The sequence below is a fragment of the Halovalidus salilacus genome, assembly GCF_031852275.1.
GTDB classification, from domain to species: domain Archaea; phylum Halobacteriota; class Halobacteria; order Halobacteriales; family Natrialbaceae; genus Halovalidus; species Halovalidus salilacus.
Map to the genome: position 1 here is coordinate 2,845,933 of NZ_CP134700.1, position 14,156 is coordinate 2,860,088.

At 66.2% G+C, this 14,156-nt stretch carries 14 protein-coding genes, 2 tRNA genes and 1 pseudogene; 9 read left to right on the top strand and 8 right to left on the bottom strand.

What is annotated here, in order from left to right:
• Positions 1 to 197: 197 nt before the first annotated feature.
• Positions 198 to 271 (bottom strand) — tRNA-Tyr (locus RJT68_RS13985).
• 128 nt (positions 272 to 399) lie between these two features.
• Here RJT68_RS13985 and RJT68_RS13990 point away from each other — a divergent pair.
• The 3 genes from RJT68_RS13990 to ftsZ all read left to right on the top strand — a co-directional run bounded on the left by RJT68_RS13990 (position 400) and on the right by ftsZ (position 2,559).
• Entirely contained in the window at positions 400 to 966 is a 567-nt protein-coding gene (locus tag RJT68_RS13990) for a double zinc ribbon domain-containing protein (protein ID WP_407037175.1), read from the top strand.
• 208 nt (positions 967 to 1,174) lie between these two features.
• Entirely contained in the window at positions 1,175 to 1,354 is a 180-nt protein-coding gene (locus RJT68_RS13995; RefSeq protein WP_407037176.1) for a ribbon-helix-helix domain-containing protein, read from the top strand.
• 2 nt (positions 1,355 to 1,356) lie between these two features.
• Positions 1,357 to 2,559: a cell division protein FtsZ gene (gene ftsZ, locus RJT68_RS14000; RefSeq protein ID WP_407037177.1), complete on the top strand. Its 1,203-nt coding sequence runs from the start codon at positions 1,357 to 1,359 to the stop codon at positions 2,557 to 2,559.
• A 337-nt stretch (positions 2,560 to 2,896) separates the two neighbouring features.
• On the opposite strand, the gene ncsA is transcribed toward ftsZ, so the two are convergent.
• Entirely contained in the window at positions 2,897 to 3,856 is a 960-nt protein-coding gene (gene ncsA, locus RJT68_RS14005; RefSeq protein WP_407037178.1) for a tRNA 2-thiolation protein NcsA, read from the bottom strand.
• 425 nt (positions 3,857 to 4,281) lie between these two features.
• Here ncsA and ppc point away from each other — a divergent pair, with 425 nt between their 5' ends.
• Entirely contained in the window at positions 4,282 to 6,975 is a 2,694-nt protein-coding gene (gene ppc / locus RJT68_RS14010) for a phosphoenolpyruvate carboxylase (protein WP_407037179.1), read from the top strand.
• Positions 6,976 to 7,038: 63 nt separating this feature from the next.
• Here ppc and RJT68_RS14015 read toward each other — a convergent pair.
• Positions 7,039 to 7,158: pseudogene (locus tag RJT68_RS14015) on the bottom strand (AAA family ATPase); the annotation flags it as partial.
• A gap of 136 nt (positions 7,159 to 7,294) precedes the next feature.
• Here RJT68_RS14015 and RJT68_RS14020 point away from each other — a divergent pair.
• A tRNA-Ser gene (locus tag RJT68_RS14020) sits at positions 7,295 to 7,379 on the top strand.
• A gap of 569 nt (positions 7,380 to 7,948) precedes the next feature.
• Positions 7,949 to 8,332 (top strand): cupin domain-containing protein, encoded by a 384-nt coding sequence (locus RJT68_RS14025; protein WP_407037180.1) that lies wholly within the window; start codon positions 7,949 to 7,951, stop codon positions 8,330 to 8,332.
• 61 nt (positions 8,333 to 8,393) lie between these two features.
• On the opposite strand, the gene ric is transcribed toward RJT68_RS14025, so the two are convergent.
• Both ric and RJT68_RS14035 read right to left on the bottom strand, forming a co-directional pair.
• Positions 8,394 to 9,113, bottom strand: coding sequence for an iron-sulfur cluster repair di-iron protein (gene ric / locus RJT68_RS14030; protein ID WP_407037181.1), 720 nt, complete (start codon positions 9,111 to 9,113; stop codon positions 8,394 to 8,396).
• Positions 9,114 to 9,720: 607 nt separating this feature from the next.
• A complete protein-coding gene (locus RJT68_RS14035) occupies positions 9,721 to 9,972 on the bottom strand; it encodes a hypothetical protein (protein WP_407037182.1) in 252 nt (83 codons plus the stop codon).
• Between the two features lie 98 nt (positions 9,973 to 10,070).
• On the opposite strand from RJT68_RS14035, the gene RJT68_RS14040 reads away from it, so the two are divergent.
• Complete coding sequence (locus tag RJT68_RS14040; protein ID WP_407037183.1) at positions 10,071 to 10,265, top strand: hypothetical protein; 195 nt, start codon at positions 10,071 to 10,073, stop codon at positions 10,263 to 10,265.
• Between the two features lie 64 nt (positions 10,266 to 10,329).
• On the opposite strand, the gene RJT68_RS14045 is transcribed toward RJT68_RS14040, so the two are convergent.
• A complete protein-coding gene (locus RJT68_RS14045; protein WP_407037184.1) occupies positions 10,330 to 11,859 on the bottom strand; it encodes a 2-isopropylmalate synthase in 1,530 nt (509 codons plus the stop codon).
• Between the two features lie 314 nt (positions 11,860 to 12,173).
• Between RJT68_RS14045 and hpt the strand changes: the two genes are divergently transcribed.
• The gene (gene hpt / locus RJT68_RS14050) at positions 12,174 to 12,731 is read left to right on the top strand and encodes a hypoxanthine/guanine phosphoribosyltransferase (RefSeq protein WP_407037185.1); all 558 of its coding nucleotides are present in this window, start codon (positions 12,174 to 12,176) and stop codon (positions 12,729 to 12,731) included.
• A 5-nt stretch (positions 12,732 to 12,736) separates the two neighbouring features.
• On the opposite strand, the gene RJT68_RS14055 is transcribed toward hpt, so the two are convergent.
• Positions 12,737 to 13,099: a DUF192 domain-containing protein gene (locus tag RJT68_RS14055; protein ID WP_407037186.1), complete on the bottom strand. Its 363-nt coding sequence runs from the start codon at positions 13,097 to 13,099 to the stop codon at positions 12,737 to 12,739.
• A 182-nt stretch (positions 13,100 to 13,281) separates the two neighbouring features.
• Here RJT68_RS14055 and RJT68_RS14060 point away from each other — a divergent pair, with 182 nt between their 5' ends.
• Positions 13,282 to 13,812, top strand: coding sequence for a DUF7097 family protein (locus tag RJT68_RS14060; RefSeq protein WP_407037187.1), 531 nt, complete (start codon positions 13,282 to 13,284; stop codon positions 13,810 to 13,812).
• Positions 13,813 to 13,851: 39 nt separating this feature from the next.
• Here the strand turns inward: RJT68_RS14060 and RJT68_RS14065 are convergent, their stop codons facing one another.
• On the bottom strand, positions 13,852 to 14,049 hold the full coding sequence (locus RJT68_RS14065) for a DUF5800 family protein (protein WP_407037188.1): 198 nt from the start codon (positions 14,047 to 14,049) through the stop codon (positions 13,852 to 13,854).
• Positions 14,050 to 14,156 lie beyond the last annotated feature (107 nt).

Sequence of the window (14,156 nt, forward strand, 5' to 3'; positions counted from 1 at the left end):
CGATGATCGCGTAAACGCATCCTCGCGGTCGACTACGAAACGGCGAGAATCGGGATCCGCTCTCCCCGATTTTGAACAGGTGGAAGACGGTCGCTCCCTCCGGTGGCGCTGCGACTTCCGTGTTCAAATCGGCTCGAGTTCGACGTTTACGGTGATCGGACCGTTCGCTTCGCTCCCGTCTTCGATCACCGTAAAAGTCCGCTCTCCCCGATTTGAACGGGGGACAAGCCGATCTACAGTCGGCTGCTCTACCAGGCTGAGCTAAGAGCGGTCACTCCAACGTAGCCGGCGAGACGAATATAAGGGTTATTATTCGGACCGGCCTCGTGGACGATCACCGTCAATTCGGGCAAATGATTGATATAGAATGGGTGATAACAGCCCACGCAACGAAACGGCATGAGCAAGATCACGTTCCGCGCGGACGACGACCTCGTCGATCGACTCGAGTCGATAGAGGCGTCGAAGAGCGAAGTGATGCGCGACGCGCTCAGAGCCTACTTCGAGTCGACGGGCGACGGACGGCGATCTGCGACGGACGCGATCACCCAGGCGGAACCGAGCCGGACGACCGGAGCGAGCGACCTCGAAGAGCTGGTCCGCGACTGCGTCGACGTACGCCTCGAAGAGCGGCGTCGAACCGAGCGGCGCGACCCGTCCTCGATCGACGTCACGATTTCGCTCGACGGCCTCGCAAACACGGTAAAAGAGGCCGCGTCCGGGGTCCAATCGTCCGACGGACGCGACGAATTGTCGGACACGGCGACCGAATCGGTCCCCTCGGACCGCAGTCGGTGCGGCCAGTGCGGGGAAGCGGTCGAATCCGGCCACGTGTACTGCCCTAACTGCGGGGAGAAGGCCTCGAGGCGACTATTCTGCGACTGCGGGGACGAACTCCGTTCGGACTGGTCGTTCTGTCCGAGCTGTGGGCGGCGGACGCCGGCGGCCGATGTTCTCGATCGATAGTTGTCAGCAACTATAACTGTCGTAAGACGGCGAAATTCTCGTCTTACGAAACGCTTATTAGCCATTGGGTGTTTGCGTGTAGTTGCGTAAGACGATCGTCTTACACAGGTCCGAACGGACCGTGTTCGCCCGTCAGGGGCGCTCACTCGTGTAAGACACACCGCGTCTGACAGGGGCGCGTCGTCTTACCCAATCGGGGAATACAACAATGGAGCGTGTGACACTGCGAATTCCGAAACAGCAGATCGAGGAAGTCGAACAGCTGGTCGACGCCGGCGAGTTTCCGAACCGGAGCGAGGCGATCCGGTCGGCCGTCCGCGAGATGATCAACGAACAACAGGACGGACGGCGCGAGCAGTCCGGGAAACACAGCCTGGCGAAGGTGTAAGGATGCAGGATATCGTACAAGAGGCCCTCGAGAACGCGGAAGAAGAGGCCCGTGAGATGGACGTATCGATGGACGGCGACGAGTTCGGCGATCCCCGGATCGTCATCGTCGGCTGTGGCGGTGCAGGCAACAACACGATCAACCGCCTGTACAACATCGGTGTCGAAGGTGCCGACACCATCGCCATCAACACGGACAAGCAGCACCTCAAGATGATCGAGGCCGACACGAAGATCCTCGTGGGCAAGTCGCTCACGAACGGTCTCGGCGCCGGCGGCGACCCCTCGATGGGCGAGCGCGCCACCGAGATGGCCCAGAGCACGATCAAGGAGGTCCTCGGCGAAGCGGACCTCGTGTTCGTGACCGCGGGCATGGGCGGCGGCACCGGCACCGGTGCGGCCCCCGTCACGGCCAAGATCGCCAAAGAACAGGGCGCGATCGTCGTCGGCATGGTCTCCACGCCGTTCAACGTCGAACGAGCGCGGACGGTCAAGGCCGAAGAGGGCCTCGAGAAGCTGCGCGAGCAGGCGGACTCGATCATCGTCCTCGACAACAACCGGCTGCTCGACTACGTCCCGAACCTGCCGATCGGAAAGGCGTTCTCGGTGATGGACCAGATCATCGCCGAGACTGTCAAAGGAATCTCCGAGACCATCACGCAGCCCTCGCTGATCAACCTGGACTACGCTGACATGTCCACGATCATGAACCAGGGCGGCGTCGCGGTGATGCTCGTCGGGGAGACACAGGACAAGAACAAGACCGAGGAGGTGGTGCGCGACGCGATGAACCACCCGCTGCTCGACGTCGACTACCGCGGCGCCTCGGGCGGTCTGGTCCACATCACCGGCGGCCCCGACCTCACGCTCAAGGAGGCCGAGGGCATCGCCAACAACATCACCGAACGACTCGAGGCGAGCGCGAACGTCATCTGGGGCGCTCGCATCCAGGAGAACTACAAGGGTAAGGTCCGCGTCATGGCGATCATGACCGGCGTCCAGAGCGCGCAGGTGCTCGGCCCCACGACCCAGAAGCAAGCCGACAAGTCCCGCGCGAGCCTCGAGGGGCTGAACGACGACGAGTTCGACGCCAGCAGACACGTCGACACCGTCGAGCCGCGCGCCAAAGAGCGCACCTACGGCGCCCAGAGCGACGGCGGACGCGAGCGACTCGAGCAGGAAAACGGCGTGGACGTCATCCGGTAACCCGTACGGACGGGAGGCCGACGAGACGAACCGAACTGCTGGATCCATTTTCCGCCGCTCATCGACGGAGAGCGGCGACGATCACCGTACACCGTTCACCGGTCGACCGATCTCGATCCGGCCGACAGAGAGCGGAGCGACTATCGGATGAACGAACCGGGGTGGCATCGACGTCGAACTCGAGGCCGGTCGGCGTCGACGAGGAAGAATCGAGCAGGGTACGTACCGCGAGGGTCGAAACGGGCGGATAGTGAACTGCGGCGAAGGCGCGCATACCTGTCGTAAACGCCGATAAACGCCCGTTTACGAGAGTGTGGGTGCGGGTCAGAGGGTCGAACTAGGCGAGCGACTCGAGCAGCGAACACTTCCGACAGACGGTGCGCGTTGTCGTCGATCCGCACTCGACGCACTCGCGGAGGTCGGCGCCGTCGTCGCCGGCGTACTCGTCGGCGACGATGCTCGCGAGTTCCTCGTAGCCGGCGACGATCGAGTGGCGGGTGCCTGGGTGGTTCTCCTCGAGGCCGTAGAGGAGGCGCTGGATCTCGCCCCGGTAGGCCTCGCTCGAGTGGGGACACTCGGTGATGTGGGCGGGGAGGTCCCTGAGGTGGGCGTAGAGGGCGACCTCCTTCTCGGGAACGTCCCGGAGGGGTTTCGCTCGAGGGACGAACTCCTCCTGGATCTCGCGTTCGGAGAGCGGGCCGAGGCTGGCGTCGAAGTGCTTGGCGATCTGTTCGACGTCGCCCTCGAGGAAGTTCATCATCGCAGTCTGGGCCTCGTCGTCGAGATTGTGGCCGGTCAGGAGGAGGTCGGCGTCGAGTTCCTCGGCGTACCGCGAGAGGGCGTCACGGCGAAAGACGCCGCAGTAGGCGCAGGCGGCCATGTTCTCCGGGTCGTCCTCGACGACGTCGTCCATTCGGACCCCGAACTCGTCCTCGTAGGAGACGACCTCGTGGCGGATGCCGAGGTCCTCCGCGAGGTCGACGCAAGCCTCGAGCGACTTGTCGCGGTAGCCCTCGATGCCCTCGTGGATCGTGAGTCCGATCAGTTCGATCCGCGGATCCTCGTGAAACGTCTCGTGGAGGACCTGCGTGAGAACGACGCTGTCCTTCCCGCCGGAGAGGCCGACGACCCACGTCTGGGGGTTCTCCGGCGTCGCGTCCTTCGGGACGAGATCGTCCCGGCGAACGCGTCGGCGAACCCGCTTCTCGACCGACGCGCAGAAGTGCTCCGCACAGAGGTGGGCGCCGGAGTAAGCGGCGTGCATGACCGCTTCGTTCCCACACCGGTTACAATCCATCAGCGGTGGGTTGTGGACGGGCGCCCATCACGGTTTCGTTGCCGCGTCCGAGCGCCTGCACTCGCCCGTAGCCGGTGATCGCTCGGCCGCTCACGCCCGCGATGAGTCGTTTTGTCGCGCGCGCGCCTGCGATACCGACGTGTTGAAAAGATCACGCGAGCGTCGACGTCTCGAGTCGTCGATTTTTGAACGGCGGTTGTCGATCATGCCTGCAATAGAGAACTATGTGTCGAGTAAGTATTTCCGCTCGTTGGACTTCGAGCCCGCCCGCGACCCGTGATTTCCGGGCCGAAGTCGTTCGGCAAACGGTCGGGGAGACCGGGAGAATTCCGTCGGCAGCGATAACTATCACGGAAAAATACGTGTAATCCGGACGTTCGTCCAGCACCGGGATTTTTGGCTTCGCGCACGTACGACAGCGTGCCATGACCTTGCACAACAGGGAGGTGCGCCAGGACGTGCGCGAGCTGGGCGCGCTTCTGGGGGAAGTGCTCGAGGAACAGACCTCCCGCCGAGCGTTCGAGACCGTCGAATCGTGCCGGCGGGGCGCGATCGAGTACCGGTCCGGGAACCTCGAGTCCAGGGATCCGCTCATCAGGGAACTCGAGTCGCTCTCGCCCCACCAGCAGCGGATCGTCGCTCGCGGCTTCACCACCTACTTCGAGCTGATCAACCTCGCGGAGGAGCGCGAACGGGTTCGGACGATCCGCGAGGAGTCCCACGAAGGGGTCCTCGAAGACAGCCTCGAGTCCGCGGCCGAAGAACTCGCGACGGCGGACGTCAACACCGTCGAGGAGGTCCTCGACGACCTGTTGATCGAGCCGACCTTCACCGCCCATCCCACCGAAGCCCGGCGCAAGACGGTCAAAGCGAAACTCCGAACGGTGGCGACCCACCTCGAGACGCTCGACGAGCGGCTCCTGACCGAAAAGGAGGAGTCGCAGGTGTGGCGCGACGTCGACGCCGAGGTGACGAGCCTCTGGCAGACGCCGCAGGTCAGGCGCCGCCAGCCCGAACCGGAGGACGAGGCGCGAAACGTCCAGTGGTACCTCGAGAACACGCTGTTCGACGTCGTCGGCGAGGTGTACGACGAACTCGCGGACGCGCTCGAGGAGGAACTCGACGCCTCGCTCGAGATTCCGAAGCTGTTCGAGTTCCGCTCGTGGGCCGGCAGCGATCGCGACGGCAACCCCTACGTCACCCCCGAGGTGACGGCGAACACGCTCGATCGACAGCGGGAGGTCGTCCTCGAGCGCTACCGCGAGGAACTCAAGCGCCTCTCGGGCGTGTTGAGTCAGGACGGGAGTCGGATCGACGTCGACTCCGCGTTCCAGGTCTCGCTCGAGCGGGACCGCGAACGACTGCCGGGGAGCGCGAGAACCGCGGAGGAGCGGTACCCGGACGAACCCTACCGGCAGAAGCTCAAACTCATGCGCGAGCGGCTGGACCGCGTCGGCGACGTCCGCCCCGGCGGGTACGACGACGTCGACGAACTCCTCGCGGACCTCGACGCCATCGCCGAGAGCCTGGGGGAGAACGGCGCCGAGAGCGTCGTCGAGGCGCACGTCGATCCGATCCGGCGGCAGGTCGCCACGTTCGGGTTCTCGCTGGCCAGCCTCGACCTGCGCGACCACCGCCAAAAGCACACCGACGCCATCGACGAGGCGCTCGAGCGCGAGGGGATCGACTACCGTTCGCTCTCGGAGGAGGAGCGCGTCGAGTTGCTCACCGACGCGATCCTGCAGGACGAACCCGTGATCGAGCTCTCGGACACCGAGAGGCTCACGGAGGACTCCGCGCGCGTGCTCACCCTGTTCGACAGCCTGGCCGACTGGCAGTCGGAGTACGGCGTCGAGGCGATCGACACCTACTGCATCTCGATGACCGATGAGCCGAGCCACGTCCTCGAGGTGCTATTCTTGGCCGACCAGGCGGGGATTATCTCCCTGCCCGAACACGCCGGTATCGACGTCGTGCCCCTGCTCGAGACCGAGTACGCCCTCTCGGGCGCCCGGCGGATTATGGGGACGCTGTTCGAGAACGAGGCGTACTCCCAGGCGCTGGAGGCCCGGGGACGAACCCAGGAGATCATGCTGGGGTACTCCGACTCGAACAAGGAGAACGGCTTCCTCGCGGCCAACTGGTCGCTGTACAAGAACCAGCGCCGGCTGGGCGAGATCTGCGACGAGCACGACGTGACGATGCGGCTGTTCCACGGCCGCGGCGGCTCCATCTCACGCGGGGGCGGTCCCATGAACGAGGCGCTGCTCGCCCTGCCGAACTCCACGGTGACCGGCCAGGTGAAGTTCACCGAGCAGGGCGAGGCGATCGCCGAGAAGTACGGCGACCCCCGCATCGCCGAGCGCAACATCGAGCAGATGCTCAACGCGCAACTGCGCGCGCGGCTGTACGCCATCCGCCAGCCCGAAGAGGAGGTCCACGGCGAGTGGATCGACGCGATGGAGACGATGGCCGACGCCGCCCGGCGGGAGTACCGCGACCTCCTCGAGAGCGACGGGTTCGTCCGGTACTTCGAGCAGGCCACGCCGATCACCGTGATCGAGAACCTCGACCTCGGCTCGCGGCCGGCCTCCCGCAGCGGCGAGCGGACCGTCGAGGACCTGCGGGCGATCCCGTGGGTGTTCTCCTGGACGCAATCTCGCTGCATTATCCCCGGCTGGTACGCCGTCGCGGCCGGCATCGACGCCTACCTCGAGAGCGAGGAGGGGTCGATCGAGACCTTACGGGAGATGTACGACGACTGGTCGTTCTTCCGAACGACGCTCGACAACGCCGCGCTCTCGCTGTCGCGCACGGAACTCGAGATCGCCGAGTTCTACGCCGACCTCGCCGACGAGGACCTCCGGGAGCGGTTCTTCCCGCGCGTGACCGCCGAGTATGAGCGGGCGGCAGAACTCGTCAAGGGCATCGGGCGACGCGAGGACCTCCACACACGCGACTGGCTCGGGGAGAACCTCGAGCGGCGCAACCCCTACGTCGACCCCCTGAACCTGCTACAGGTGCACCTCCTCGAGCGAACCCAGCGGACGGACATCGAGGAGCGGACGCTGCGACTGACGGTGAAGGGGATCGCCGCGGGGATGAAAAACACCGGCTGACCGCGGCGAACGCACTCGAGGTACCGGATCGGCCGCGCTCCACCCCGTCGCTCGGTGGCTCGCTTACCCGGTTCGATCCACCGCTTCGACGGTCGGCACCGGCACGGACCCGAGGACGGTGTCGATCACCTGGGACTTCTCGACCTCGTTGACGGTCGCGTCGGGGGCCAAGACGAGCCTGTGATACGTCCATGCCGATGGCCTCGAGTGCGGGGTCGATATATCCTGTGCTCGAGTGACAGATACGAACGAGGTGAAGCGTCGACCGTGCGTCGAAAATCGAAACGGGTAAAAACGTCTCACTGGTAGAATCGGGTGAGCCGAGATAGCCTAGCCCGGCCAAGGCGGCAGATTCGAAATCTGCTGTCCTCACGGACTCGGGAGTTCAAATCTCCCTCTCGGCGTTTTCACGCGAACCAGTCGGCGAGCACGCGCTACGCGGTGCTCGCCATCCTGAGCGGAAAACGACGAACGGGGAGATTTGAAGTAGACCGAGGTTCTGCGCGAACGCAGGTTCCCGGGAGTAGTTCAAATCTCCCTCTCGGCGTTTTTCCAGCGACCAACTCCCACGAGCGGCGCGTAGCGACGCGAGTCATACGGTCGCTGGAAACGCAGAACAGGGAATTTGAATCAGGGAGGTCGCACGCTCGCGAACAAAGTGAGCGAGACCGTCCGACCGTGGTTCAAATCTCCCTCTCGGCGTTTTTGCAACAACGAATCGATGAGCGACGCACAGCGACTCGAGTCACCCCGTTCGTGACCGCGGCGAGATTTCATATTGCATCATACGGTTTATCGAACGCGTTCGGGGGAGGACGGAAGGCGACGCTCGAGGAACGTCCACTCGCATGAGTTTAGGCGATCCTAAATCAGAGGAATCCGAGAGATCAGCGGCCGACGACGGACGATCGAACTGGCGACGGACGTCCGGTCGAAAGACGAGTCGCTCGGGAAAGCGGGGGGTGTGACGAGCATGCCCGCGACCCACTTCGACGCCGAGCGAACGTTCGACGAGGATCGGTTCAGTGCGGTCGAAGTCTTCCGGACCGAGCGAACGAAAGCCGTTTGCGGGTACTTCGAACCGGGGCAGTTCATCCCCGTTCACGCCCCGGGGAGCGACCTCGTCGTCTCGGTCCGGCGCGGAACCGGAATCGTTCGCGAGGGGGAGACGGACCACCGGGTCGAACCGGGAAGCGTGGTCGCCGTCGAGGCGAACACCGACCGAGGGATCCGCGCCGACGAGGACGAGCCGCTCGAGGCCCTGCTGGTCACGTCCCCGCCACCGACGGACGCCGAACACGACCCGGTTCGCAGGGGACTCGCGCGCGGGGAGTTCGAACCCGACGGCGCGGACTGACTAGTTTCGGGGCTCGAACCCCCTGGGGTCGTCCCCCGAAAAACCGGTTGTGGAACCCCGCCTACGGGGTCGACACTGCCTTCTCCTCGAGCAGCTCCTGAGCGTCCGGAAACAGGACGTGGTTCTCCTTGTGTACGTGCACGTGCATGTCCTCCTCGAGCAGCTGCAGTCGGTCGAGCATGTTCCGGTAGCTGGTGCAGGCGTCGTCCGGTACGGCGTACTCGTCGCTCAGCGACCGGATTCGCTCGAGGAGTGACGCGGCAGCGTCGTGTTCGTCCTCGAGGTGGGCGATCGCCTCCCGGATCCGCACCTCGTCCGCGTCGGTGAGCGACGCGTCGGCTTCGAGAGCCTCGAGTTCGGGGAAGACGTTCTCCTCCTCGTCTTCGATGTGGTGGGTGACCTCGTCGACGAACTCGAGGAACGTCGACTCGATCTCCTCGAGTTCGGGGTGGGCGTCCCCGTGGACGCGGGCGACCTTCCGAACCGTGCGCTCGAGCGAGGGGAGTTCCGCCCGGAGGAAGTCGTGGTGGGACTCGACGATGTCGTCGACGAGATCCGCGAGGGAGTCGTGCGCCGTACCGGCGCCGTCGTCGGATCGGGCGCTCTCGAGGCGCTCGACGACCGTTCGAACGTCGAGGTCCGCGTCGGCGCAGGCCCGCTCGAGCGGGTCGTCCCCGCCGCAGCAGTAGTCGATGCCGAACGCTTCGAAGATCGGTGCGAACTCGGGGTGGTCCCTGACGAGCTTCCCGAGGGGCGTCGTGGGGTCGATTTCGTGCGTCATCTGTCTGGACTCGGTGAAGCGACCGTCGCGTCCCGCGACGACCGAGTGCGGATTTAGGGCCGCCTAAACACCTGTTGTCGAAGGAAGCGGCGCGACGTGGAAATCGGTTCTCCCGAACATGATCAGCCCTCGAGCGCCCTGGGCCGAAATCCGGTCGGGAGGTGCCACGATCGGCCGGATCAACGCCGAGCAGCCGTGAACTCGAGGCGTCGAGGATCGCGTGGTGTGGGTCGATAAATCATATAACGCTATATTAAATACGTGTGTCGCGCGGTCGGGGCGGCTACTCGCGTCGCGTTCGCTCGCCGGTGAGCTCGCTACCTACCGACCGCCAGTGGACCGCTCGTCCCTCGAGTTCGACCGGGGGATGACCGCAACACGCGCTTCTCGTCGACCGAGTCCGAACGGCCGTTGCGTCGAAGATCGACGATTCACCAGTTCTCAACCTCGACGAAGGGAGTGCGGTGGTCGGTACTCGAGTACCGACGCGGGAGCCGGCACTCGCGTCGGAACGAGTGCAAAACGAACGAGGACCGAGAGTCGCCTTGAACGACGGCTCGAGTACTCGACGCGGCGAAAAGCGGGGACGATCGGAGTTCGGGTCGCCTCACTCGAGGATGCGCTCCCGTTCCCGGGATCGCGAGCGGGACTTCGGTCCGGAGCCGCCGGAGCCGCCGCCGGCGAGCCACTTGAACAGCAGGTAGGCCAACCCGGCCAGGATCGCGAGCGCGATCAGCGTCACGAGGGCGCCGATCAGCCACGAGACGAACGCCAGTATCGCGGTGACGACTTCGACGGCGATCCAGAGGGCCACGATCGTGAGCAGCGCGGCACCGCCGAGACGGAGGTAGCTTGCCATGCCCACTACTTGTTCGCCAACCTACATGAATGCTCGCGTCAGGCGTCCGCGCGGATCGAACTCCGCGCATTCATTACGCGCGAGCCGAACGCTCGAGTATGGAGTTTCGCCAGCGGATCGTCACGGCCTGCCTCTGGCTCGCGGTCGCGGGCGTGATCGCGACGACGGTGGACGTCGGCATCCCGACGACGGCCGCGGACGCGGTACGGGTGCTCGTCGTCGCGCTCGCGGTGTTCCTCGCGGGCGTCTACGCGTTCGATCCGAAGGGAATCGTCAGTCGGAAACCGTTTTGAGTACCCGAGCGGCCGCTCGCGAGCGTGATATGGGCGAAAATCGAGTCGACGTCGATTCGACGGATCAGTCGTCCGCGGGTGCGAGCGCCCGCTGGTCCGATTCGAGGAGTCGGTCGAGCGCGTCGACCATCGCCTCGACGCTCGCGCGGGTGATGTCGGCCTCGCTGCGGGCGACTGTGACGGTGCGGTCGTCGCGGGCCATGGTCACCTCGACGGTGACGACGGCGTCCGTCCCACCCGTGACGGCGTCGACCTGGTAGGACTCGAGTTCGGCGTCCGCGGCGGAGCCCAGCGCCTCGCGGACGGCGGAGACGGCCGCGTCGACGGGGCCGGAGCCGGTACCGCTGGCGACGCGCTCCTCGCCGCCGACGTCGAGGCGGACGCTCGCGGTCGGGACGGGGCCGCCGCTGGTGGCGGTGAGGTCGAGCAGTTCGACGACGCGCTCGCGGTCGTCGCCCGTGACGTCCTCGGCGACGGCGAGCAGGTCGGCGTCCGTGACCCGGCGGCCGCGGTCGCCGAGTTCGGTGACGCGGGTTGCGATCTCGGCGACCTCGTCCTCGGTCGCCTCGACGCCGTGTTCCTCGAGCGTCGCCCGGACGCCCGCGCGGCCGGTGTGCTTGCCGAGGGCGAGGCGGCGCTCGCGGCCGACGGTCTCGGGCTCGTAGGGTTCGTACATCTTGTCGTCCTTGAGCGTACCGTCGGTGTGGATGCCGCTCTCGTGGGTGAACGCGTTCTCGCCGATCACCGCCTTATTCGGCGGTAACTGGACGCCCGTCGCCCGGGAGACGATCTGGGCGAGGTCGTAGAGCTCCTCGAGTTCGAGCGTCTCGACGTCGTACACGTGGGCGAGGGCGATCGCGACTTCCTCGAGCGCGACGTTGCCGGCGCGCTCGCCGAGGCCGTTGACGGTGCAGTGGACGAGGTCGGCGCCCGCGGCGACCGCGGCGAGGGCGTTCGTGACCCCCAGCCCGAGGTCGTCGTGGGTGTGGGCGCTCACGGGTCCGACCGCGGCGAGGCGCGAAACCGCCCGGGCGGTGTGCTCCGGGCCCGTGTGGCCGACCGTGTCGGCGAAGCAGAACCGGTCGGCCCCCGCCTCGAGGGACGTCTCGGCCAGGCGCTCGAGGTAGTCGAGGTCGGCTCGGGAGCCGTCCTCGCCGATGACCTCGACCCAGAGGTCGTGTCCTTTGGCGTACTCGACGAGTTCCGCGGTCGTCTCGAGGTTGTCCTCGCGGGTCGTTCCGACCTTGCCCTCGACGTGGCGGTCGCTCGAGGGGACGACGAGGTGGATGCCGTCGACGTCGCAGTCGAGCGCGAGGTCGACGTCGACCCGCATCCCGCGGCAGAAGCTCGTCACGCGGGCGTCGAGATCGAGGTCGGTCACCCGGGAGATGGCCCGTCGCTCGCCCGCGCCCGTGCAGGCGGATCCAGCCTCGATGGCCGAGACGCCGGCCCGCTCGAGCGCGCGCGCGATTTCGACTTTTTCGTCGGGGCTGAGCGAGACGCCCGGTGCTTGTTCGCCGTCGCGCAGCGTCGTGTCGAGCAGGCGTACGGTACGGTCTGACTGGATCGTCCGATCTGGGGAGTGTACAGGCAAGAGTATCGAAGGTTGAGTCGCGGTGCTATCGGCGTTATCGTCGAATTTCACGCCCAGCCGGGTCGCCCCGACTTCCTCTATCCTCGGCGGTTGGCGTTGAGAGCGAATCTCGTGCCATTGTATGTCGCCCTATCGAAGGGGGGTGACTTAAACTCGCCGATTCGAGCGGTTTCGACGTCGACGGACCGCGCCCGAACGGGCTCGACGTCGGTTCGGGCGACGGTCGACCTCGTCGGTCGGTTCGATCGACGGCCGCCGGCGAGCCGGCACACCGCCACCCAAAGGCACATCCGCCTGATCGTTGACTCGCCGGTATGGGTAACCCGCTCGAGGTCATCGAGCGATCGATCCGCGACGCGCCGGTCGTCGACCGGGACGGCTACGAGTACTTCGTCCACGGGATCACGGACGGTATCCCCCGGGTCGAACCATCGGTGGTGCGAGCGATCGCAGCCGGAATCGCGGACGAGGTCGACCTCGAGGCGGTCGACTACCTGGTCGCCCCCGAGGCGATGGGGATCCACCACGCGACGGCGCTCTCGCTCGAGACCGACGTGCCGTTCGTCGTGGTTCGAAAGCGATCCTACGGCTTCCCGGACGAGGTGGCCGTCCACCAGGAGACGGCCTACGGCGAGAGCGACCTCCACGTAAACGGTCTCGAGGCGGACGACCGGGTCGTCCTCGTCGACGACGTCCTCTCCTCGGGGAGCACGATTCGAGCCGTCTGCGCCGGCCTCGAGGAGATCGGCGTCGACCTCGTCGACGTCATCGTCGTGCTCCGACGGGTCGACACGGACCACGGCGAACTGCCCGTCGACGTGCGGAGCCTGCTCGACGTTCGGGTCGAAGACGGGCGCGTGGTCGTTCTCTGAAGGGGCTACTCGTCCGTCGACTCGAGGACGACCCGATCGCCCTCCTCGACGTCGCCCGCGGCGCCGGCGGGAAGTTCGAGGATCAGGTCCGCCTCGGCGCGGGCGACGTCCCGCCACGGGCGCATGCGCTCGACGCGCGTCACGGCCCCGTCGACCACCCAGACGACGTCGAGCGGGAAGAGGACGAACAGCATGTGGACGTCGCGAACCGAGCGCGAATCGAAGCGGAACGCGAGGGCGTAGTCGTCGGGGATCGATCGGCGGAACATCAGGCCGCGGGTCTGGGCCAGCAGGGAGTCGGCGAGGTCGACGGTCGTGGCGAGGACGCTGGGGTCGCCGCCGTCGGCCGACTCGTGGACGAGACGCACGCTCTCGAGTGCGCCGGCTCCCTTCAAAAAGGTTCCCGCCGAGCGATAGCGACCGTCGGGCCGGCGGGCGACGGTCGGGGTCCGGGCGCGCCGCGAACCCCGATGTCAGAGGGTTCAAATCGACCCGCGTCCTACGCGAGTTCGAACGGATGAACGGCCGCACCGGGGGTGAACGCTGACCGATGGAGAAGACGCCGCGAGGGACGTCCGTCGGGGTCGACGATCCCTACGAGTTCGCGGGCGTCTGCGACTACCTCACCGGGGAGGGTCGCTGCCGGTACGCGTTCGATCACTACGGCCACGACCCCGAGTTCGCTCGCGAGCGCGCCCGCGACGAGTACGAGTGCCCGGTCGTCGACCCAGAATCCGACTGGGAGTGGGCCGACTGCCCCCACTTCCGCTCCCGTAATCACGACCGCGAGTGCGTCCGCTGCGGCCTCGAGGAGAAGCGCCTGGCGGGAGAAGGCGGGCGACCGCTGCTCGAGGAACACCACCTCTCGTACGCGGCGGATGGCGAGACGCTCTCCCACGAGATCACGGTCTACCTCTGCCGGTGGTGTCACGCCAAGGTCCACGACTCGTGGGCCCGGATCACCGACGACGTCGCGCCGGATCCGGAGGCGATCGCCGAACTCGAGGGGCGGCGGGACAGGGAACTCGACGAACTCTCGTTCGAGTCTGCGGCGACGCGCTACGATCCGAACGAAGGGTGACGGTCGCAGCCGACGTCGTTCGAGCGAGTCGGACCGCGATCAGTCGATGATGTCGCCGATTCGTCGCGGTTCGCCCCGCAGGTCGGGCTGTTCGGCGACGATCTTCAGCACCTCGTGGTCGGTCACGTCGTAGTAGGACTTCTCCGTCGCCTCCTCGATGAGGTCCTTCTCGAGGCGGAACTCGGTGCCTTCGTACACGACGTCGACACCGTGATCGTCGAACGCGAGCGTGGTCATGGCCGCTCGTTGGATCCGGACCGGTAAAAGGGAGGCGACTACGGCGACGACGGCGACGGCCCTGTCGGACGCCCGTCGGACGATCTCGTCGCGGCGCCCGACCGGGC